The 24,314-nt window shown below is 48.1% G+C and carries 10 protein-coding genes; 1 reads left to right on the top strand and 9 read right to left on the bottom strand.

Annotated elements, in window-relative coordinates; all coding sequences use genetic code 11:
* Positions 1 to 43: 43 nt before the first annotated feature.
* From AC6I7T_RS30490 to AC6I7T_RS30465, 6 genes are all read right to left on the bottom strand, one after another.
* Entirely contained in the window at positions 44 to 2,227 is a 2,184-nt protein-coding gene (locus tag AC6I7T_RS30490) for a beta-galactosidase (protein ID WP_497795151.1), read from the bottom strand.
* Between the two features lie 382 nt (positions 2,228 to 2,609).
* On the bottom strand, positions 2,610 to 3,476 hold the full coding sequence (gene galU / locus AC6I7T_RS30485; RefSeq protein ID WP_497795149.1) for a UTP--glucose-1-phosphate uridylyltransferase GalU: 867 nt from the start codon (positions 3,474 to 3,476) through the stop codon (positions 2,610 to 2,612).
* A gap of 333 nt (positions 3,477 to 3,809) precedes the next feature.
* Positions 3,810 to 8,147 carry a cellulose synthase subunit BcsC-related outer membrane protein gene (locus AC6I7T_RS30480; protein ID WP_497795148.1) on the bottom strand — a complete coding sequence of 1,446 codons (4,338 nt, stop codon included), beginning with the start codon at positions 8,145 to 8,147 and terminating at the stop codon, positions 3,810 to 3,812.
* Between the two features lie 56 nt (positions 8,148 to 8,203).
* Positions 8,204 to 9,328, bottom strand: a complete 1,125-nt coding sequence (bcsZ, locus tag AC6I7T_RS30475; RefSeq protein WP_497795542.1) for a cellulose synthase complex periplasmic endoglucanase BcsZ — start codon at positions 9,326 to 9,328, stop codon at positions 8,204 to 8,206.
* Between the two features lie 38 nt (positions 9,329 to 9,366).
* Complete coding sequence (gene bcsA / locus AC6I7T_RS30470) at positions 9,367 to 13,749, bottom strand: UDP-forming cellulose synthase catalytic subunit (protein ID WP_497795146.1); 4,383 nt, start codon at positions 13,747 to 13,749, stop codon at positions 9,367 to 9,369.
* Complete coding sequence (locus AC6I7T_RS30465; RefSeq protein ID WP_497795144.1) at positions 13,746 to 15,020, bottom strand: cellulose synthase operon protein YhjQ/BcsQ; 1,275 nt, start codon at positions 15,018 to 15,020, stop codon at positions 13,746 to 13,748. Before AC6I7T_RS30465 ends, bcsA begins: the two co-directional genes overlap by 4 nt.
* Before the next feature lie 570 nt (positions 15,021 to 15,590).
* Here AC6I7T_RS30465 and AC6I7T_RS30460 point away from each other — a divergent pair.
* The gene (locus tag AC6I7T_RS30460) at positions 15,591 to 16,691 is read left to right on the top strand and encodes an IS256 family transposase (protein ID WP_497795142.1); all 1,101 of its coding nucleotides are present in this window, start codon (positions 15,591 to 15,593) and stop codon (positions 16,689 to 16,691) included.
* Between the two features lie 860 nt (positions 16,692 to 17,551).
* On the opposite strand, the gene AC6I7T_RS30455 is transcribed toward AC6I7T_RS30460, so the two are convergent.
* The 3 genes from AC6I7T_RS30455 to AC6I7T_RS30445 form a co-directional block, all read right to left on the bottom strand.
* Positions 17,552 to 18,676, bottom strand: coding sequence for a cellulase family glycosylhydrolase (locus tag AC6I7T_RS30455; RefSeq protein WP_497795140.1), 1,125 nt, complete (start codon positions 18,674 to 18,676; stop codon positions 17,552 to 17,554).
* 227 nt (positions 18,677 to 18,903) lie between these two features.
* Positions 18,904 to 20,481 (bottom strand): RICIN domain-containing protein, encoded by a 1,578-nt coding sequence (locus AC6I7T_RS30450; protein WP_497795139.1) that lies wholly within the window; start codon positions 20,479 to 20,481, stop codon positions 18,904 to 18,906.
* 71 nt (positions 20,482 to 20,552) lie between these two features.
* Complete coding sequence (locus AC6I7T_RS30445; protein ID WP_497795137.1) at positions 20,553 to 24,149, bottom strand: outer membrane beta-barrel protein; 3,597 nt, start codon at positions 24,147 to 24,149, stop codon at positions 20,553 to 20,555.
* Positions 24,150 to 24,314: the final 165 nt, after the last annotated feature.

The following is a 24,314-nucleotide window of genomic DNA, read 5'->3' as shown; positions in this document are numbered from 1 at the left end:
GCCCTGGATTGAACCTCCAGCCAAATCCCCAAATCCAAGGAGGCTATTGAGCCTCTTCAATGATGGCAACATCCCACGGGCCAAGATTGAGTTCCGTTCCCGATGCAACAGCCCCCGTCTGAAGCAGACTTTCCCCACGCGGATATGTGTATTTGAAATGCGCCGTGTTTGCTGAGTAGTTGAAATAAAAATGTACTCGATGGCCCATTTTGTTCATTCCATGCTGAACATGGACAAAAGCAGGCAGATTCTGATCGGAACCGGCTAGACCGGCACTCTCCAGAGCCCCCTCAATGACTGCCCGTTGCAGTACATCCGAAAGGTAGGTGCCTTCATAGAGAAGTGTGCCCGAACCAAATTGATTTTCGGTAATTGCTGCCCATCGTCCAAAAAATGGATGGTCGTAGGAGGCGAGAGTCTTCGCATGTTCAGGCATGAGAAATTCTGCCCAATAACTCACTTTATTGTCCTGGCCTGCGTGAAACGGGTCATCCTTAAGAACTAGAGGATGTTCAAGATTGGAAAATTCCTGATAGCTGAATCCTGCAGCTTCCCGTAGCGGCCCGGGTGCCCGAACCCATCGCACTGCGGAATTCTCATTGGCGAAGCCGCTCTTGAAAGTCATCACCACATGTCCACCGTTCTTCACATAATTGCTGATGCGTTCCAATAATGCGTCATCAGCTATATACAACGCAGGAACGATGAGCAATTTGTATTGTGAAAAATCCTGCGTCTCAGGAAAGACGAAATCGGAGCCGACGTTCAGATCATAGAGAGCACGATGGATCTGACGTACGAGTGAACTATAATCTGCTGTCGGTCCAGCAAAGCTCCACTGCCCGCCAGAGGCAGTGAACGGCATAAAACCAATCGCATTTTGAGAGTCCCGGCTCCACAGAATAGCCACATCATTATGGATTTTTAGCCCTACGATTTTGGGTCCGATCTTTTGCAGTTCGTGAGCGGTACGACTCACTTCGGCATATGCGCGATTTGGTTCGAGGTCGTGAGACAGAACACCTTTCCAGTATGTTTCCTGATTGGCTGCGATCGAAGCCCAATGCCAATACTCAACCAGTGCGGCTCCGTTTGCCACGTGCGTATAAACATCCTCTCGCAATTGGCCGTCATAGGGCGGATATTGGTAGGCCGAAGTCCAATCTGTCGATTGCGCATTGGTTTCAGTCACCAGGAAATTCGAATGTTTTAACGAGCGAGTGAAATCAGCCTGGATGGATTGCTCCGAACCATCGAAATGATCCTGACTTCCGTGATAGATGTTGTCTGCAGGGATGTCGAGATCAGCAGCAATGGCTTCTTCATTCACATCCCGTTTCATTACCCCGCCAAAATCCGTAGTAATGAACTGTTGGGGTCCGGCGCACTGTCGTACCAGATCAGCCTGCCAATGTAAAAAGTCGGTTACACGCATCTGACCCCAACGTGACCACTCCAGTTTGTAGCCGGTACTCTGCGCTCCTTCACGAGTGGGCAAGTCCTCCCAGGTGTGGATATTCTCACCCCAGTAGTTCAAAAACCATGCTTTACTCAGATTCTCAGGCGTACCGAATTTCTTCTCGAGATAGTGCTGAAAGCCGATAAAGACATCGCGATTGGCGGCTTCATAGCTTGAAGTTTCATTATCGATTTGCCATCCGACAACCGCTGGATTGTCTTTATAGTGCGCAACAATATGACGGATCAGACGTTCGGCATAAAAGCGATACGCGGGAGAGTCGGTATCCATGTTTTGCCGCATACCGTAGCTGGCTGGAACAGTCTTCCCTCCAAAGGCTCCTGCAGGAATACGCTCCGCCAGAATTTCGGGATGTTGATGGGCCATCCATGCGGGAACGGAATAGGTTGGAGTCCCAAGTATCACTTTGATACCAGCCTTGTTCATCGCTTCTACGATGTGATCCATCCAGGCATATTCGAATTTGCCATCTTCAGGTTCCCAGAGACTCCAGGTAGACTCCCCCATACGTACAACATTGAGTCCGGCAGCTTTCATCAACGCGATATCTTTTTCTAAGCGCGCTTGCTGATCCCCAGGCATGTATTCGTTGTAGTAAGCAGCACCATAGAGAACGGTAGAAAAGTCAATGTCTGGCTTGCGTGCATCCGATGCGACGATATTCTGTGCAAATGAAATTATGCTCAGCACACCGATTGATATCGCTCCAGCTTTACCTTTCAAGAACTTGCCAATTGGCCTCTTCATTCTTATCAACTCCTCATGCCGACTCGTACTGGCCGTAATGTTCATGCTGCAAAAATTATCGGGCCGGAAAACGTTTTCGGAGATGGAGTACAAATTACTCGTGAGCCGCATTGGCTGTCAAACTATTGCTGAAGGGCACATCTGTCTCAATAGCATTCAGCTCTACAATTTAGGAATCTAGAATCGCCCCAGATAGCGCTCCCGGCGAGAACCCGGCACAGCCATTCATGGCTTGGCAATACCGATACCGGCTGGAAAACCAACTCACCAGCTCGCACGTCTCTTCATTAAAGAACTGCTGCAAAGTAGAAGAATGAAGATCCGAGTGTTCTTGAGCCCGACCTGCGGTAATGAGGCGAGGCCGGGCGAACGAATGGGGGTGTCACACAACTGTTTTCAGGTATTCCCGGAACTTGGGTCCCAAGTCGTCGCGCTTGAGAGCAAACTCTACGGTAGCTCGCAACATGCCGAACTTGTCTCCGGCGTCATGACGTACGCCATCGAAGTTGAAACCATAGACATGCTCGTATTGCAGCAGAGCCTTGATGCCATCGGTGAGCTGCAGCTCTCCTCCTGCTCCCGGCTCAGTGTTTTCCAGTAGATCGAAGATACGCGGGGTCAAGATATAGCGGCCGATGATGGCATTTTTCGAAGGAGCCTCTTCGAACTTCGGCTTCTCCACCATGCCACTTACCTTCATGATGCGCGGATCTTTTTCATCCACCGTGCCGTCCAGGACGCCGTAGGCAGAGATGGCCGGGCCTTCGATGCTCTGAGTCGCAAGAACCGATCCTTGCCGCTCCTCAAAGACTTCGATCATCTGCTTTAAACAAGGGACCTCTGCGGCGATGACATCGTCGGGAAGAAGCACTGCAAAGGGTTCATCGCCCACGAGCTTACGGGCGGTCAGTACGGCATGGCCGAGTCCCAGAGCCTCCTTTTGCCGAACATAAGAGATTTTGGCCATATGGGCCACATGGCGAACCATGTCGAGCAGTTCGGTCTTTCCACGACGTTCCAGCGTAGCTTCCAGTTCAAAGCTGGTATCGAAATGGTCTTCCATAGGGGTCTTGCCCCTGCCGGTAACAATGATGATTTCGTCGCAGCCTGCAGCGAGTGCCTCTTCTACTCCGTACTGGATGATAGGTTTATCAACCAAAGCAAGCATCTCTTTGGGGATGGCTTTCGTTGCGGGTAAAAAGCGGGTTCCCAAACCCGCGGCGGGAAAAACTGCCTTCCGAACTTTCATGATATCTACAAAAACTCCTCAGGGGCCCAATAGCCATAGTTGAGTGCAAAACGGAAAGTCCCGTAATCATCGGGACATGACTGTCACATTCAAATAATTTTCCGGTTTGATGGCTAATCAGGAACGGAGAAGTATTGTTCCTCCGCAGAGAAAGCCATACAACCTTCCGCAACAACGCAGATCGGCATACGCCTTTTATGCTGTAGAAGGTTTTAATACCAATGCAGTTACAAAATAAGGTGTGTCCTCTGCAGGATTTGCGTCCGTTGTAACAAATCGCGCAGAGGACACTGGTTGCGGGGAGTGTCATTCCTCCCTCTAATAAAACTTTTGCTACGGAACTAGTAAAGGACGAAAACCATCATGAGGGAAGATCCCTGTACGTCCATCTTCCAGCAGCGGTTGTTTATGAAACATATAACGGACAAAGAATCCGGCAGTTTGGCTATTGTAGTTTCTCGAATTGTTGAGATTTGCAAAACCGCCAAAATACCAATGATTATTTAACATGCGGGACACTTCGGCACGCAGATCGTAATTTCCACCGACACTCGACCGAGCAGGCAGAGCATAGTTACGGTATGTAGCGGTAGTAGTCGAATTTTTGATCGAAGGGAATAACAAGGATTTGTCTTCACGAAAACCCTGAACTCCCAGGCTACTTGTGATGTTGTAGTTAAGATTCTTACGATAATGCCCGTGCCAGGTAATCGGAGCATTGCCAAGAATATAAGTCTGGGGACTGAAGTATCCTCCCATACCCCAAGTCATGGCACGTAAGTTATAAGAATAACCCATTCCGAAGAAATTTACTCCGATACTAAGATAGCCTGAGTCGGGCCGGGAATACACACTCCAATAGGCACCGGCGTTGCCATGAAAACGTCTATTGGTAAGAACATTTCTACCAGTTAGATATTGTCCTCCAACTCCGGCATAATATCCATAATTCGCATTCCCTTGATTAAACTGTACATTCCCGGCATTCGCTACAACACCTCCCCAGATATTACCAGAATTGTTGGTCGTCATTGAACCCGGATCGTGTAACCCAGCATAAGACAGTTGAGTATCCTTAACACTCTCGCGAGAAATGCTGAATGTTATCGGGCTATCAACAGGGCGATATTGTAAACGCCCAATAAGATTAGCAACAGGAAACTCATAAGGAGTATATCCTACCGCTGCTCCAAATGAGTGAGTAACCAGTTGTACTTCTCCACCCAGGCCCCAGGCGCTCTGCTCTTCTGGAAGTTGACTGTTGCTCATCGTAACGAGAGTTCCCAGCGGCTGAGTAATATTCTCCGTCTTTGAATTAGAATTCGACGTCACAACTGTAATAGTGCTGTCTCCGCTAACGGTTCCAGAGTCTAGGAAGACAGGTGTAGCAATAACCGTAATACGCGCGGTGGGACCCAATGGGAATGATGCCTCTGTTGGGGCCTCAAACCCTGTAAGACGATCATAACCATCTACACCACTACGATGGATAGCATAAGCATTTGCTCCACCCCAACCGCTATGACTTCCCTCAAGGATATTAAGTTGTTCTTGTGCCTGTTGGCGGGCATTGGTAGTTGGCGGCCGCTGATTCATCCTCTGCCTTACGGTAAGAACATTCTGCTCGGGATAAATCCATACAGGAGGAGCCGACGAGGCTGGCGTCTGTTGCTTACCTGCTGCAGAAGACGGTGCACTCTCGGACTTCGTTGCAGAAGGAGAGTATTGCATGTAGACGAGTCTTGGTTTTTTCGCCAACGATACCCAATCGATCCGGCGTACTCTCCCGAATTGCATGGGAGCATCTACCTTTGTATAGATATCTGACGGATTTCTATTATCTGAAAGGACTAAAGATTCTCGCTCAACCTCAGCAGCCGATTTCAGGTCTTTATACCCAGGGAGAGGTTTTTCCTCTTTCTCCTGCGGATCATCTGCATGAGGATTTAGTAGCAGAGGCAAGTCCAGAGGCTCTGGTAGATGTTTCTTCTCTTTGGGAGCCGGAGTGGCAAGCTCCTCGGCCAAAGAGTTAGACGCCTCCGCGGGAGGAACAGCCGCTAAAGAAGCACGCCAATAAGCCGCGGCACGGGACTCGTTACCCTGAGCCCTCTCAAGCTGCGCTGCAAGAGCAAAGATCTTGTAGTCATTGGGATATTGATGAAGAGCCTGCAACAGCCATATCTCTGCCTGTTTATAGTCGTTGGCAGACATCGCAGCTCCAATTGCTCCTTGATAATCGGCAACAGAAGCATTTTCCCATTTCTGATTCGAATAGATTTTGAGTGCCTCATTCGCCTTTCCAGCTCGAGCATACCCCCCGGCTATGGTTTTACTGATAAATGGATCATCTGGCAGTTGGTCTGCTGCCGCATCCAAAATTTCAACAGCTTTTTGCGAATTGCCCGCATCAACTTCTTGGCCAGCGCGGCGTACACTCCAACTCGCCCATAGTCTTTGAGTCTGCTCTCGTTCATTAGGTGTCAGGTCGGAACGGCTACCTACCCGCATCAGAATAATGTACAGACCTCTATCATTGCGTGTGTCATAAAGAAGCCAAGCGGTCTGAAGATCGACACTGGCTGGAGGATTTACGTGCCGAGCTGCATATTGGCCTTGAACTTTAGCGAGAGCTTTTAGCGCGGACACAGACTGTCCATTCTTTGAATAAATGCCAGCAACTGTTTGTTGATATTCCAAGTCCTGATCCAAAGAACTACGCAAGGCATAGGGAGTATGGGCCAGTTGATCCAATGCCTCCTGATCACGCCCACCCTTTTGCAATGCGGCTAAAAGGCCCTTCCAGGCATCTGCATTACTGGGATCCAAAACTAATATTTGCCGATAAACATCCGCAGCTTCATCGACCTTGCCTGCAGAGAGATCAAGTGAAGCGAGCTGCAAGCGAAGAGCAACCAAGGGTTGATTCCCTGCGGCGGACTTCAAGTGAATTCCCCGCTCCAGGAAGCCCTGTGCAACATCAAACCGATTCTGCTTCTGATAGACAGCTGCCAGCACGACGAGAAAAGATGGATCATTCAATACATTTTCATGAGCATCCGACGGCATTCCTTCAAAAGCAGCTATAGCATCTTCATCTTGATTGGATTGATGTAGAGCGCTAATTAGTCCCTGCCAAGCGTCCTTGTTCTCATTATCGTCCGCAAGTATTTGCCGGTACAGATTGACAGCCTCTTCATAGCGATTATTTGCCATCATAAGAGAAGCGTATTGCAGTCGAACACCCACGCCTTTTGCGCCCTCAGGAATGGGCAGTTTCATTGCTCGTTCCAGGACCCGGTCAGCCTCAGCATTCTGTCCCGCTTTTCTATACGCGGTAGATAAGGAACTAAGGTAGCCTGGATCGTTCATGAGCTCGTCTTGTACTGCTTTAGGCGCTTGATTCAGTTTTGCAATGGCATCTTTCGGATTTCCTGAAAGTGTTTCTGCAGTGACAAATCCACGCCAAAGGCTTACGCTCTTGGGCTGCAATTTGATTGCCTGCTGGTAGGTATCTATTGCCTGGAGATACTGCTGCTTTGTCATTAATACTCCCGCAAGCCCCTCCAAAGCCTCTGGACTTGTGGGTACAATTTTCAGAGCCTCACGGTATTTCTCACCGGCCTTATCATATTCGCTCTGAGTGAATGCCCTTGCCCCCTCATTCATCAATAACCAGAAATGAGATTGCGTCAAAGCAGTATCAACGGCTGCAATTTTCAGGCCATGTTTTTGTGCCTTCTCAAAAGAATCGACGGCATCCGAAAAAGAACCCCGCTTCATATAAACAAAGCCTAACCCCGCATACGCCCGGGCATTCTCAGGTTGTTTCTCGATAATCCCCTGAAACTTTTGCTGAGCAAGATCGGTCTTTCCTTGCGAAAGTAATCTATACCCCTCCCGTTCTCCTTCGGAGACAGCCAAAGCATTCTGACGCTGTAAGGCCACAGATTCCGTAGAATGCAACTTTTCCGCCAACTCCTCATCAGGATGTTGCTTCAAATATTCACGCATTGAGCCAATGGAGTTTGGATTCTGTGCGTCCCACAAAAGCGCTTGCCGCAAAGACGATTGAGCAATTGCGTTTTGGGGATATTGTCCCAATAAGCGTATTCCTTCGGCACGCGTTTTGGGACTATAGGTAAGCACGCGGCCCAGAGCAATAGCATAGCGCTGTTCACCTGGGTGACGTTTTACCAATCCCCTTAGCCCCTCGAGAGCATGTCCTTTTCCATTATTTGTTCCGTACTCGGTCTCGTAGAAAGCAAGAGCCAAATCACCGTCAGGGGGATTGGAGCCATACATGGAACGATAGATATCCATGGCTGCATCAGACTGCCCGGCCTGTGCAAGCCTTCCTGCTTCAGCTAGACGGTTATACCGTTCAGAGCCCTTTGATAGCTCCTGAATTCTGGAAACATTCGGATTTCCAGGACTCAATACCCTCAATTGTTGCAGGTATTTTTCTGCTTCGGCATTGTTCCCGGAAACCTTGTAATACTCAGCGAGTCCAATGATGGCTTCGACATTATTGGGATCTGCTAAAAGTATTTGTTTATAGACTTGTGCAGCCATATCTCCTCGGCCACGAGACTCCAGTGAATGAGCCTTTCCTAAGAGATCTTTCTGCGCGTCAGACTGCCCATATATGGGAGTGGTAAATCCTACTGCCATGCAAATCGTAATAGCTGATATATACCTGCAAAACTTCCGCATTTTTCGACTTAAACCTATCCACGTTTCCATAACACTTTTAGCTCCCCATCTTTTCCAAAACGAAAGCGGCAATCCATCCAGCCCAAGCCAAATAGCGCCAAATTTTGGTCGTAATAAGTGTGTTGCGCTCCTAAGAGCTTCGTCGTTGAGTTTTGTTCAATGGCTATTCTGCGCCGTTGAATCTGCGCTCCCTTCCCATTCCCAGTTGCCTGCAAATATGGCAGGAGAGCGGCAGAAAAGCCTACTGGCGACACAGCTGTCCCTGGCACCCCTTCATCACTTACTTTTTCCGGTGGCAAGAGGTTCCTTTCCAGATAGGTAGACATACCTGTTATTGCTTGCAAAATAGCCCTTTGTTCCGGCATATGGGGATTTGCCATCCCCGCCCATAAGTAAACCCGAATGGCGTCGTAGCTACCGATCGCATTTGAACCCTTTTCTCCTGGATGGCTGCTTGGTTCAAAACCGTCATGTTGGTTGTACTTTACCCAGTCCATGACAAAACCCCTTCGTGTACCTAGCTGTATTAACTTCGGCATCGATTCCGCGACATCGCGCCATGGTCCATGAGGATCCAGATGCTCCAACCTCACCAGTAACTGGAGAGGTTGGTAACTTGGATTTAGATACCAAGTCGCATCATCGGGGTGAAAGCCCTTGTTCCCAGGGAGAAGTACCATCCCGAGTCCGGGAATATCTTTGACTTCTTCCGCAGCAATCAGGGCCGCCATTCGATTACCCAGGTTTGTATACACTGGGTTAGACCACAATCGCCCAGCCTCAAATAGCACATAACTCATCCAGAGATCGGCATCTGCCGCCGAATGTGAATCGAGAATATGCCATTGGTTATGGGCATCTTTTCCCCATTTCCATCCCGGCAACTGAGTACTAAGATCGCCACCTGCCAGGTTGTCCTGTGTCCAATGAAGCAGTTTTTCAAAATGCGTTTGATCGTTGGCGGCCAGAGCGAAAAACATCGCATATGCTTGCCCCTCCGAGGTCGTGTAATCATTTCCCTGAGGATCGATGACACGCCCTTGAGTATCGATAAATGTATTCCGATAAGATTCCCAGAGAGTCCAGTGTCCTGGCTGACATTCTCCCGATCTGGAACTCATTGCTAAGTTACCTAACACTAGAAGTACGAAACAGATTGTTTTTACTTTCACCGGACCTAGCCTTCTCTAAATTGCAGACGGGCAAAGGCCCAGCGACGAAGCCTACTATGCATCCAACCGGCCGAAACAAAAGCCAGTATCAGCAAGAACGGCGGAATCAACCAGGGTGCCTGCATAAACCACTGGCTCAATACCTTCCAATTGGAAAGAGACCCAACATGATAAGAGTTTTCCCCAATCCAGAAAGATCTGAACTCCGTACTCCGCATAACACTGACTGATTTGGCTATGGCACTCGACTGTGACACATTCAAGAAAGTAGAGAGGAAGGATTCAAAAGAGCCAGCATCTCGCAAATGAATCAGAACAATACTTCTTCCTCCGGAATATGGCGACTCAATTCCTTCAATAAGGGCATTCAGCCCTCCACCTTCAGTCAATTCTCGGGAATCATCTTCAACTCGATTCTCGATCTTCCACCAGAGGTGACGCAGATAGGACATGATCCCTTTTCCATCCTGCAACCTGACTAGGCCTCCAGACATCATGACCGGGAGATAGTCTTCGAGCCGGTCAAATGCAGGCTGATCATCCCCAATGCCAAGAACGAGAAAATCCCGGTTGGCACCTTTATGCATGTCTTCAGCACTACCTACCCCGACGTGCAATGCGGGATATCCAGTCTGCGCTCCAAAGTGAGCCATTAATGACAAGAAGAGCTCAATTTCCTCAGGCGAAGGATCCGGAGGCATTACCACTGTTGTTTCATGAAGATCCGCATACCTTGTAAATGGGAAACCGGCATTTGAAAACAACTCAAGATTTGGCATCGACACATAGTGCGGCAGACCATGCAAATCGAGATAGGAATCACCGAGAATAGATCCATCTGTATTACCAGGTATTGCACCCTGACATGGATCGGTTCTTGGATCCTGAAAATTAAAATTGAACATCAGAGTATTGGAAAAAGGACGAAGCAAACTTATAGGAACAGGAAGCGTCGCCTTTTCTTGTCGGGCAATTCCACCTCCCCCTGGGAGTGGAATCGAACCCAAACCAGCACGATTCGCCTCTACAGACAGAAAAGACCTGGGGCCACTTTGAGCAGAGTTGTAGCGGAAGAAGATATGCATCGGTACCGAGTGCATGTCGCCATAATAGAGATCCGGGGGGATACGGAAATATGCATTCATAGGAGCTGTACCATCTCCATGAAGTGCATCCTGTGCTCCGTATCCTAGAATCCGAGTTGGATGATCTGTCTGGGCCCAACGTGGAGCTGCATCTGCCTGCTGCAGCGCCGGGAGTAAGAATTGGGAAATAGAGGCGGTAGACCCGCGCAAATTTGAACTGTTAATCGCTAGACTCTGCGCTGCGTTAACTAACTGAAGTTCATCTCCACCGGTCACAATTAAGAGTTTTCCAAAGGGATCACTCGGATTTTGCCGAATTGCCAACGTCGGAGTGCTAACGGCTCCCAGATTGAGGGAAGGCGGCAAACTGGATGAATGTGCAGCAATTACAATCGCATTGCCCGAAGGAATATTTCCCAAGATGATGGGAAACCGCACCTGGCGGTAATCCGCAGCAACACCGAAATAGGAAGCGACGATTCCAGCGGCTCGCAACGCTTCTCTGGAGGGTCGTTCAGGAAATACTACAGGAATTGTAGACCTTGTAATTTTGGTTGAATCAAGGAACGGTGTAGGGAGCAATCTGAGATCATCTGCCAAGGGGAGACTGTCTCCGCTCAGATCAATAGAACTCTTGTTATCGATTCTCCCCCATAGAGCACCATTTTTAGGATCCTCGCAGGAAGCCGAGTAGTGGCCAACGAATTCGAAAGCTAATTGATTATTCCGGACAATCAGATCTGCTGGAACCGGAATGACCTGTTCCATAACAGGATTCCCATTTCTTGGTTGTTGCGGTAGTTGCAACGTCGTCAGAAATGCGCCGTTCATTGTCACTTTGATAGAAGAGGCCTGTGGCAAAAGAGCAGAAGAAACCTGATAGTACAGATGCACAGATGCTTGCTTTACAACGCGCGCATCCGATAAGGAGAAAGGAACGCTACGAACATTACGTACCCCATGAAATTCGATTGGAGATGCTACACCAATGTCACGAAATTGCAGACTCTCATGGAAAGCACCCTTTGTGACCCAATCAACTGCCGGAGTACCAGGAGTCATGACTTCTGCGCGCGCTGACATCACAGATAGCGTAAGACCGAGCGCTATCAAAAGAAGTACTGATGAGCCGCGAGAAGTCACGAACTTTCTATCTTCAGTTTCCCGGGGTGGCCCGGAGAAGAACCCGAAAAAGCTTTGCGTCAGCCCCTGAATACATAAACGTAAAATCCCAAAGAAGCTGTGCAATGGGCGATCGGCATTACGATCCGCGTCTTGTATGAGCCAGCTGTCAGCTCTAGAGTAGAGCAATACTGTCAGCTGTTCTTGTTGTGCAATCGTAAGTCCACTAAATTGGATACGCAAAATATTTCCTCGATAAGCAACAACTCGTGCCGGTAGGCCACGCATTTCTCCCTGAATGAAGAAATGCACTTTGATATTTCCTTGAGGCGGAAATTGAACTCCACTTTCCAGACGAATAGCGGCTCCGCCGCTTGAAACATTGAGTGTTTCTCCATGAATGATCTCTCCGTCCTCCAATTCAATAGGAGCTGGAACAGAAAGATCGATACGAACATCTTTTCTCCGCTGTCTGGATTCCTGTGCCACGGCCAGAGCTACACCCAAAATCGCGATGTTGAACAGAACCCAGATAACATTCATGAGTACTGTCCCTGGATGATTCACGTCCCAGTAGAAGTACCGAACCACCGCCATCACCAATCCTGCGACATTAAGCATAAGCAGGAATAAAAAAGGCCTGGCTATCTTCGAATCGAAATAGGATTCGTTTACTGTTCCACCTTTTGCCGTTACATTGAATTTTCCAAGCTTTGGATTTATAAGCGACAAACAAGTGGGTAACAAGATATATGGAGCAAGCACCGTTTCATAAATCTCGTTCCAGAAAGAATGGCGATGCCGTCCCTGCACGCGAGAATTCGTCACACTCCCCAAAACCAAGTGAGGAATCGAGTAGGCCAGAATGGTCAGCCAATAGCCGGGAATGTTGCTGTATCCAAAGAGCAGATAAATCAGCGGCGCAGTCAAAAAAATCAGCCGTGGCAAAGCATACATGAAATGGAGCATGGCATTGAGATAACAAAGCCGCTGGGATAATTTGAGCCCACGGGCAAATACCGGATTATCCCGCCGAAAGATCTGCATCATGCCTCGCGCCCAACGAATACGTTGCTTAACGTGCGCTGCCAGTCGTTCGGTGGCTAATCCTGCTGCTTGTGGGATATTGATATACGCGGTGTTCCAACCATTCTTCTGTAACCGAAGCGAAGTGTGCGCATCCTCAGTGACAGTTTCTGTGGCAATACCGCCAATCTCATCCAAAGCTGAGCGATTGAGAACGGCACAAGATCCACAGAAGAATGCGGCATTCCAGAAATCATTGCCATCCTGAACAATTCCGTAGAACAACTCTCCCTCATTGGGGACTTCGCGAAACTGTCCAAGATTACGTTCAAACGGATCGGGAGAATAGAAGTGGTGCGGTGTCTGAACCAAAGCTAACTTTGGATCATGCAAAAACCATCCCATAGTCACTTGCAAAAAGCTGCGCGTCGGAACGTGATCACAATCGAATATTGCAACATATGGCGAGTGCAGATGAGCTAAGGCGTGATTGATATTTCCGGCTTTCGCTCCCTTATTTTCGTCTCTGGAGATGTAGCCGATTCCTGCTTCCAGAGAAAACTGGCGAAACTCTTCTCTATGCCCATCATCCAGCAAATGCACATGGAGCTTACCTATCGGCCAATCCACATTCAGCGCGGCAAAAGCCGTGTGTTTCACAACAGAAAGTGGCTCGTCGTATGTAGGAATAATCAAATCGACGTCTGGCCACTCCTCCGGATTAGCAGGGAGAGGAACGGGAACCCGATGCAGGGGATAAATGGTCTGCAAATAACCGAGAACGAGAATAACAAACGCGTACACCTCGGCAACAATTAGTGTGATTACAAAGAATGAGTCCCATGCCCGGTGAGGAATCGTAGGATCAGTGAGAAACTTCGTAACAGTGGTCAGACGCCACCAACCATAACGAGCTGTGGCGAATAGTGACAGCACGGTTAGCGTGAGAGTAACCAAATGAGATCTGGATATCCCTCTCAACGCGAAAACAATAATAACCATCATGAGGCCCAGCACCAGTTGCTCGGGCCAGGACATGGGAAGAATTGCAAAAAAGACAAAGGCTACCAGGCACGCGATAAAAAGTAGCGAGCCTAATAAAGTAATTAGATAATTTTCTCTATGGCTATTCAAGATGAAATCCGATGGTTTCATTGTTCGCTCCAACGTGGTCGGTACTGCTCAGCAAGCGCAGATGCAGAGGTACTCCTCAGCCAATTCGCGAGATTCTGGATATCGGAGGCAGCTGTGGAATTCGGTGCATAGTCCATTACTGTCATACCTTCTGCAAAAGCCTCACTGACTACTACCTGTCGGCTCAGAGAGAGAGGTACTAAATAATCTCCAAGCTGCTGTTGAAGAATGTTCTTGATGTTGTTATGTAGAGGGAAAGCATCCTCAAATTGATTTAGGAGATAGTACGGCTTGATAACCTCGCCCGTCCGGGTTTGATGGTTCTGAAAGAAAACCTCCACAGCATTTAGCGTCACCACGGAACTCATATCGGGTAAAACCGGTACGAGAATCAAAGGCGACAATTGCAGAAGGCTATCAGTTGTAATGGAAAGATCTATCAGGATGTGATCGACATCTTCGGCGAGGCTCTTTAGTCTTGCCTTGATGCCTTCTTCTGATCCTTCGTGCAAGGATAACTCGTCATCCATCAGACTTAATACTTGGATAGGTACACCTTCGCAGCTACTTGGAGGCAGAAATGTCCGTACTACGCCAGGTTTTTGGTCATCTGCGCCAAAATAATAGGGCAGTAGGCTATATGGAGATGTATCTACTAGCAGGACCCGTTGCCGACAAGCTGCAAGGGCTCTTCCCAAAGACGCTATCATGCTAGTCTTCCCCACACCTCCAGAGAGGGAGAAGAAACCAGTTATACAGGGCATTCCGTTCACGTTTTTGTCGCGATTTGCCGTGTAGACTGAATCTCCATTTGTGAGCCCGGGCCAGGATTGCAGTGCCGCCATACCCAATTGCGTCACCGGTTGTGGGACAGACTCCTCATCCTGCTTCAAATCCGCCGAGGAAAGAGACTGAGAGAAACGCTCACCCCCATAATTGTCATTCAAATTTGCCCCCCAGGATGGGGTCAGCTTCATTTCGCGAAAAAATGAGCCTTTCTGGGCTTGAGGTGAAGACTCTTTGCTAGATACGCCTGAGGTTGCTAACTGCGAGAGATCTTTGGTTCTTGGGGCACACTTATGAGTAAATGTGCTCCCAATTGCGGGATCACAAGGATTTACTTGAATGATGTCGTTCTGTGCTTGTCTCCGTTCGCGTTTTTGAGCCAAGAACTTTTGTCTTGGAGTCGAAAAATCGAAGTAACTTGCACCATCCCAGTTAGCCAAGGCACAAAGGGCCTCGATATCACTCGGAAGTTGCGAAGAGTCCGTACCATTCTTTGAATCTGACATACACACTCCTTCTTTGTTCACCGTTCTCCAACATCTGATTTGCTGCAAAAAGAACACACGCCCATACAAATCAGCCTGGAATTTTCGGCTTTCTTTGAAATCTGGATATCTTTGCGCCTAAACGAGGTCAGTATGGAAGGGTCAAAATGCTTTTGGCATTGTCCATCGACATAAGGAAGACTTATCCCCGAGCTCAGACCGCGTGCTATTCAGAATTGACAAAGTCATACACATTTCAGTCTTTTGCCTTCCGTTGTGTTCTCAGAGGCGCACCAATATTCGTTTATTCATACGTCAACCCATCACTACGCATAAATGGGGCAAATCAACTGCACAAATAAGGTGGGTTCAAATATGTCCATGAGTGTAGATCAAAATCGCCAACGATTGTGGTGCAAATCAATTGTGTAAACAGTTAATAAAAGAAATGTCTAGATCTAATTGCAATTTTGGTGTAGATCATTGTTGTAACTAATAGTCAACTGATTTTGTATCCGAAATTGGAGCAAATCGATTGTGTAATTAACCGCGGGTTCAAATGTAATCTGAAAGCTTAGGTGGAACATGTAAATGGGTACAGCCGAACGATTGGGAAAGCCCATAAGGACTGCAGAGCAGCCATTCCATAATTTCGCTGGATATGGCAAAAGACCGTCGAAAAGACGTCGAAAAGACGGTCAGCTCATGCAACTGACAAAAGCGGTAATTGAATGTGCTTTGGATGCTGAAATGGCCGTACATTTGGGGTACGAACGCTACTCGATAAATGGTCACCGCAGCGGCAATTCACGTAATGGAACAAGTAGAAAGACAATCAGAAGCAGCTTAGGAGAAATAGAAATTGAGATCCCTCGGGATAGACTGGCAAGTTTTGAGCCAGTGCTACTATCCAAAGGGCAAACTGAATTTATCGGCTTTGAGGATGTTGTGCTTTCCTTATATGCCAGAGGAATGACGGCGCAAGAAATGCAGATACAAATCGGGACATTATACCGACATCGCCTCAGTCTGGAGCTGCAAAGGGCCGTTACGGAAGGAATAAAGGAAAAGGTGTCAGCGTGGCAAAATCGCCCGCTTGAAGAGGTTTACACAATTCTCTATATGGATCGCATGATGATCAGAATTAGTAACCATCTAGAACAGAAGATCAAAGCAGTTTATACCGCCATAGGGCTTACACGCAATGGAGAGAAAGAAATACTCGGCCTTTGGATGGCAGAGATTGGCGCCCGGTTTTGGACCACAATATTTACAGAGTTACACTCCCGAGGAGTTCGGAATATTTTGGTTGTTTGCGTAGAGAACCTGATGGAAATTACATCTGCAATAAGGCGGGTTTATCCCTCTGCTGCAATACAGCTATGCATTGCACAAATGGTACGGACCAGCTTGGCCGGTGTCGATTACAAGGAGAGGAAGATTGTGGCGCAAGACTTGAAGACCATATATCGTGCCGCATCCATTGAGCAGGCAGAGCTACAACTCAAGCGCTTCTCCTCTCAATGGGATCGGCTCTACCCGGCAATCAGCAGTACCTGGAAAAGGAACTGGCAAAACATCGTACCCTTTTTCGCTTTTCCACCTGAACTTCGGCAAGCCATTTACGCAGCCAATTCACAAGATCTGGAAGGAGAGCATTTGTCCCCGAGTCTCTTTGAATATGACTCGTAAGTTTTTCAGGATTCCAACTGTTACATGAGTGTTGTAATAAAGTAACAAATCATGGAATTTAGAAAATTGTGGCTATTGAATCGAATTTTCTGTTAGCTGAACTTTAATAACAAGAGACATCAGATAGTCTCAAAATTTGAAACGCTCCTATAGACGACAAATCATCATGTTGACTACTTTCAGTGATCAACCCTTCTGCCTTGGTTATTTTCTGATTTGAATCGTCTAGGGATTAATTAATTAGTAATCGAAAGTTGTACGAAGATCCACGAGCACCGAAACTGCAGCGACTTGCGATCTCAGACCGGATCTGCCTGGAAGCCCACCTCTTCTGTTCTAAACTGTCCTCCTCTAATAGCTGTTCTAAACATACAATCAGCTAATCTCTAATGAACACGATTACATTTGTATCAGTTCATTTAAATTTTACTTTGGCAGTTAGTTTAGGAACACAAGATAATTACAATCTATTTACCAATCCTTGTATTGTGAGACGCTACTTCCGGCGTAATTCTCTAGTGACTGAGATTCATCAATGGGTGTGAATAGCCTCCACAGTGGCCCCAGATCGAAAGTTCGATCTAACAGACGACGGCAACCGTTGGCAGCAGTGCCGTCAATCAGACACAGGATCAATACGTAGTAACGGCATCGGAAGCAGAATATCTGCAATGTGAAGTGGATTGGGTCGTTGAACTTGCTTTGAGGGCGGGCGTCTCATGTGATGGGCCGGGATATAGCCCAGAGAGCTGAAATGCTCGGTTTTCTTGCTGAATGAAGTTGCTTACGCATTTCTATTCGCAAATGCGTAAGCAAGCTGAAGGAGGAAATCTTTGTTCAGGAATTCTGAGGGGTTTTCATTACTGGGCTGAAAATCCACGGGCAGTCCATTGCCGTAGAAGTTCGATTTCTTGTTTGCGATAGGGTCTGCCATCTGGATAGAAGAGGTCATGGAACCAAATCGTCGGTGATGCTATAACGTATGGTCTTTGCCATGAATCCCAGGGAAGATAGGTCTGAGTCTTCCCTTGCACCAACCCCCAGGTGAAAAGTCCTACGTTATATTTCTTGGCAATTGGAAGAATCGTGTCCAAAGTGGATCCGGCGCCACGAGCCATAAACTCCGTACAAATGATGGGGCGATGTAGCCCCTGCAGCTCTTTGATTCGCGCCTCGAACTCCTCTGGCCATCCGTAGTTATGGAAGGTGACGATATCCGATTCCGCCAGCTGAATCTTTGTCATGGCGCTTTCTTGTACCGGCTCGGACCAATTCCCTATCCAAACGCCACTAGTGAGCGGTTGAGTCGGATGCACTTCGCGAGCCCAAGCAAAAACTTGAGGCAAGAGCTTAACAACAAGATCTGTCTTATTGGGAACTTCCTTGGCGCGATATGATTCCACATTGCCGTTGTCAGGCTCATTCCAGACATCCCATCCAAGGATGCGTTCGTCCTTCGCAAAGGCGCCTACTACGCCTTGAACGTAAGCGCGAAGCTTAGGAAGTCCGGCGGGATCGGCTAGTTCTTTTGCACCTGGACTCTGAACCCAGCCCGAGTTATGAACGCCAGGAATAGGAGGATGTTGCGGGCCCGAACGGGGGTCGGGATCCCAACAGGAATCGAACAGGACCAATAGAGGACGAATATGATGCTTCGACGCGATTGTCAGAAACGCATCAAGACGTTTTTTGAAGCCTTCAGGATCGGAGCTCCAAAGTTGATCTTGAAGAAAAACACGTATTGTATTCATCCCGATGCTTTCTGCCCAACCAAGCTCTTTATCATTCAGTGCTGGATTAAAGCTCTCTGCTTGAAACATCTCCAGTTGGTTAATTGCGTCGGATGGAATGTAATTAGCGCCAACCAGCCAAGGCTGCTTTCCATACCAGGTATTTGCCTGGCTCTCTGTCCAGCGAGCTTCCGATTTTGCAGCAAACGAATCCATCGTCCACAGAGAGATAAATAGAAAGCATACGATGGCCATCCCGCCTTTAAAGATGGGCGGAAATAACAAAAACAACTTTTTCCTGATCATAGGTTCCCTTTCATACCAACTAAAAACACCTCATGGCTAAGAACGCCCGCAAGGTCTATCAAAGAATTAAAGGATTACGAATACAATGCATTGACGCTGAAATACACTTGTACTTTGCTAGATTGACCACAAAAGAAGACCTGCAAAATAATGGGGCGTACCTCAATAAGAACTCACTACTGAAGCACCCAGTGCTGAGAAGCAAGCCCATTATCTGTCCAGATCTGCAGCTGGGTCCCGTGCGTTGTCAATCCTCCGGTATCGTCCAGCATTACTGAAGGAGTTGTCGCCGGCTGCAGTTTATATTGGCCATTTCCTAGGTCAAGAAAACGCCACTTCTGGTTTTCGTTATTAGCGCAGTGCCAAAGCGTTACTGGATTTCCAGGCTGAGAACTTCCTCCGGTATTGTCCAGGCAGAGCCCTGTATATTGATTTTGAATACTGAAGTAACCGGCTCCTCGGTCATGGACAGTCCATTTCTGAATAGCGGATCCAGTACATTCCCAAAGATCTGCAATTGTATTGTCGGTAGTCCGCCAACCGTAGTTATCTAGACACATATTTGAGTGTTGGTTGACAACTGCATACGTAGTCTTGTCGGTCGGAAGCTGGTTCCAACGTTCCTTTGCAAAGTAAGTCACACAGACTTTATTAGAGTCATAGTCCGAGGCAAGCTCCAGGATCGATGATCCGTCTACGGCAGGCAGAAGAGAGGAAGAATAGTTAGGACAGTAATTGTCGTAAGCCGAAGGAACTTGCACCGGGGCAGCGATTGTGTACCAGCTTCCGGATCCATCGGGAGACAGATTCACAAACAGAACTTTCCCATTCTCGGGAGAAACAGAGCCATTAGATTCATAGAGAACTTGCCCTACCAGAAGAATGGCACCATTGGTAACAAGAACTGAAGGACTCCAGGTACTGGTAGGGGCGTGCTCAAAGTATTGTCCCTTAGCCGTCTGGATCTTCACCCCGCTGTTCGAAGGAGTTCCAAAATTCCAACCATCTTTCGAAGTGCGATAGAAAACGGTGCAAGCAGGTGCTCCACATATCTCGTAGCTCATGAAGAACACACCGCTAGGCAACTTGGTAACTACAGCCATTCCCGGACGATCAGAAGGAACCTTGCTTGCCACAGTATTCGTTTCGTCTTGCCAGGTCCTACCATCATAGCTGCGTATTTGCGCCAGCTTCTGACTGCAGCAAGGATCTGTTTCATCTGACCAGAACATTACCAAAGCACCATCATTTGCAATCGTAAATTCCGGTTCCCACAGTCCATGCTTGGAATCACCTCTCACGACCGGTCTGGAATGATAGCTCCAGGTGCTCCCTTGATCGATGCTCTTGTAAATTTCAATTGCCGGAACATTGCTGGAAAAATAGGACGCCGCATATAGTAGCGTTCCTGCAGAAAGAGAACCAACTGTGCGCGGCATTTCGTAGATTGAGCCGCAGCAGCGCTGTTTACTCCCTCCCACGGGAGAAACCGAACCCAAGAAGCTCCACTGGGAACCACCATCAGTGCTCTGAAAAATATTTCCTGCTGTACTGGCAATAATCGTCCCATTTGCTCCAGCAGGTGCATGAGACAAACGGACGATGCGGGGATAAAGTGTGCTGTTAGGCAGATGTGTGCCGGTCGCACCTCGAGAAAGTGTTGTTAGATTTACCCACAGAAAACAGAGACCAAGCAGCAGAAGGAATGAACGACGAAGAAATCCGGACTCCACGGAGAAAAGCAAAGCAGGCATATTTAGGACCTTGCAATAAATAGAACAAGTAAACTCAGGGTGCAGATGATTTCTGCACCCTGAAATAAGGACTAGAAGCTCCCACGCACTCCCAACTGCAATACACGAGGAGGAGAATCTAGCGAAGATGCAAGACTGGGGAACATTGTTCCAAAGTTTGCGTCGTATGGATTTGTGTTGAAACGTGAAGTTAGCAAGTTGAAGTGATTGAACCAGTTTGTCGCTTGTGCACGGAACTCAATGGTGTATCGTTCAATCTTGAAGGTTTTCTGCAAGGCCGCATTCGAAACCATCATGGGTTTCATCCGCAGGCTGCTCGAATTGCTCGGAGACACCATTTGTCCTGGAAGGGTTGGGACGGCCATCCAGTCATACTTTGAGTAATCCGTGCCGCATCCTGCCTTTAAGCTGTACTGCAGCGGCGCGACATTTCCGTTCGCATCCCTGGAGAGCACACAACTTCCCCAGCCACGCACTTTGTATTCACTCCACCGCACATTCTTTACGGTTGAGTCCCGAAGTGGATATGCATTACCGGGTAAAGCCGCAGGCTCACCGCTCTGCGCAGTAAAATCGGAAGCCACCATCCAACCTCCCAGGAAGGTATCGAGTATTCTGTTACCTCCCAGTTGGAAGGATCGCCCACGTCCTACCGGCAATTCATAGGTCCCGGAGAGTTTGAACATGTGAGGAAGTCCAAGATAATATGGGCTCCGCTGTGGTTTATTCAGATACTGATTCATCCAGCCCCACTGCTCGATCTGTTTCGACCAGACAAAGCTCGTATTGAATGTCAGGCCATGTGTTGGGCGCTGTGAATAGGCAACCTGCAGACCGTTGTACCAGTCTTTGCCATTGTTGCGGCCTTCCTCGGTAATATCGCCGAACTGCGGTGAAGGCCTATGGATTTCAAAGTTGGATACAGTTGAAGATGAATAGCGATCACTTCCCTGGAACGCAGAAATACCTCTGAAGGGATTAGTGACCTGTTGATTACATATCGACATCTTGCCGCCACTCAAGGCATCGCATTGCTGAGCAAAGCTCCAGGAAGGAAGGTTTACATTGTAATTTCCGGCATAGGCACGTACGCGGTTACCTACGTATGCCATCTCAAAGACGCCGTTGTTGCTGACGCTATATTGAAAGCCGAAGGAGAACTCATGTGCCCGAGGAATCTTGTACCAGCGATTCCAGACATTGAATCCTTGGCCCAGATAAGTGAGTGTTCCGAGAGACGATCCAACCGGCTGAAGAATTCCGCCGGAAAACGGATTGCTTAGAACATTGGATACTGGCGTCATTCCCCCATCATTGGAAACACTGAGCGACGTGTTCCGCGAAAATCCCATGTCCTGCATGATGTCATTCGATTGGAAGTTGGTATAGAACAATCCATAGCCGCCACGGAAGACAAGCTTTGGATGAGCTAAAAATGCAAAGCCGATGCGTGGCTGGATATTGTTAAGGTCCTTGATAATCGGAGCGTGAGAGTTCCCTCCCACACCGGCAAACAGGAGCCCGCCACGCAGATCAGCTAGTTGCGGATAGGTGGCGATACTACTGGCTGGAATCTGGTTAGTTACTGCATTTTGAATAGAGGTGTCAAAACCTACATTCATTTGGTCCTTCGACTCGGTAGGAGGCGTTAACAGGTCATAGCGAAGGCCAAAATTCAAAGTCAGTCGAGGCATGACTTTCCAGTCGTCCTGAATCCAAGGAGCAATATACCAAGAAGAGAAGTTCCGAGTGGCATTGATATAAGCGCCTCCCGAAGAAGGAGTTCCCAAGAGGAAGGACGCAAACGAATCACCGCTATTCGCTTCAGAAGAGGAATCGTTCCATAAGGAGCGAGTCCAGTTGGAATCAAAACCAAAGGTAAATGCGTAACCAGGATTGTAATCTTTGTAATGGGTTAGGCGTGTATCCGCGCCTACACGGATATTATGTCCATGAAGAAGTTTACTGAGACTTCCTTGAATAGCATAGATATTGGTGTCATTAAGACTCTGGAACCATCCCATCGATGAGTATTGCTGGAAATTCCAACGCCCAAATAACGCTTGTTGTGGAAGGTCGTTCACAAAAGAGGATGGCAGATTTAGAGAAGTCAAATTTGCATTTTGGTTATCGGGGCTTTTCCATTCTTCGCGATATAGCGTCTGACTCCAACGCAAATTCATGGTCGTCGATGCATTCAGGATTCTGATGTAGTCGACAGCATAGCCCCGGTTGAAGCGGGAAAAGTTTCCTCCCGAAGCACCCATTCCGTGTATGCCGTTGTAATTGCTCAGCTCGGAGAACTTGCTTACATAGGGCCGGACGAAGAGCTTGTTGTTATCTCCTATATCCAGGTCCAAACGTCCCAGCCAATTGTAAAAATGCCAGTCGTAGAAATTATTGGGAACAGTAAAGTTGGATTGGGCATACCTCTGACCGCCAATATTGGTATTGGGAGTCGGCATCAGCGCAGCTACTGTTTTGGCCACAGGATTAATTCGACTGCCAGGAATCACATTCCCTGCAAAGGCCTCGCGAGCAACATTTCCATTAGCGTCGACATGGGTCTTGGTCGGATCGTAGATCGTAACCAAATTGCCGCTGGCATCGGTCAGCTTGCTGAAGTCTCCACCTCTCATCTCCGATGTCGGATACGAGAGAGTCAAAGGATTTGGGAGTTGCTCCAGATAGCGGTCAAATGCAACAAAGAAGAAGGGCTTGATGTAATGTCCTCTAGGAAGCAGATGAGGCACAAATAGCGGACCACCCACTTGAAATCCATACTGATCCTGGCTATTTATCGGACGTCTTGCCCCAATGGCGTTGTTTTGAAAGCTATTGGCATTCCAACCCGGACGCTTAAAGAAGCCCCAGCCCTCACCATGGAACTGATCTGTCCCGGATTTCGTTGAAAGGTTGATTACTCCACCACTTGTGTGACCATACTGAGCGTCATAGTTATTGGCGCTGACACTCACTTCCTTTACAGCATAATTCGGAGGTGCATAGCCATAGGTGTTGTTTCCAAACTGAGCATCATTGGGCGCGCCATCTATCTGGAACTCATTCAGATACATTAGTCCGCCATTGATTAAAAACTGTGAAGTGACGGTCCAGGGATCGGTGTAAACACCGAGAGGCCGCAAATAGACTCCCGGAACCTCTGCTCCAAGCATCACCGGATTATTGTTTGGTACCGGCAAGTTTTCAATCTGTTGACTATTCAGGTTGAAAGCTCTACTAGCCGTCTCTGTCTGTAGCACTGGCCCTTCAGCTCTCACCTCGACCGAAGCATTGGCTGAAGCGATGCCCAGCTTCACTTCAAGACCCGTTGCCTGATACGACTGTAGAGTGATGCTGTTGATCTCAGAGGACGCCATCCCCGAAGCGGAAGTCCGCAGGGTATAGGTATCCGGTTCGAGGAACAGAAACACGAAGACACCTGAAGCATCCGTGGTTCCGGTAGTAACGATTCCGGTGCTACCGCGAGTGAGTGAAACGGAAGCACCAGAAAGCCGTGCACCAGATCTGTCCTCAACCGTAATAGTCAGTTTCGCCCGGTAATCCTGAGCTTGCAGTCCTGGAACCGAGATCAATGCAAGAAGCAGAAGAACCGGGACTAAACTCCGCCAAGCACGCGGGATACAGTATTGAAATCCATATTTCATATGTGTTTGCCTTAGCCTCATAAAACGAAAAAAAACCACATTTTCAAAACGAAATTTCCAATTGCGAATAAGCAGCGGGAATCTTAGGTGCCTGAAAGAACGACTCACAAGATGACACCAGCACTGATTTCAGTTAGTGCAGATGCACTATTGCATTCCTGTTCG

This window comes from Humiphilus diazotrophicus (assembly GCF_059726315.1).
The sequence above is the reverse complement of the archived record's forward strand: the minus strand, read 5'-3'. Positions and strand labels throughout refer to the sequence as shown.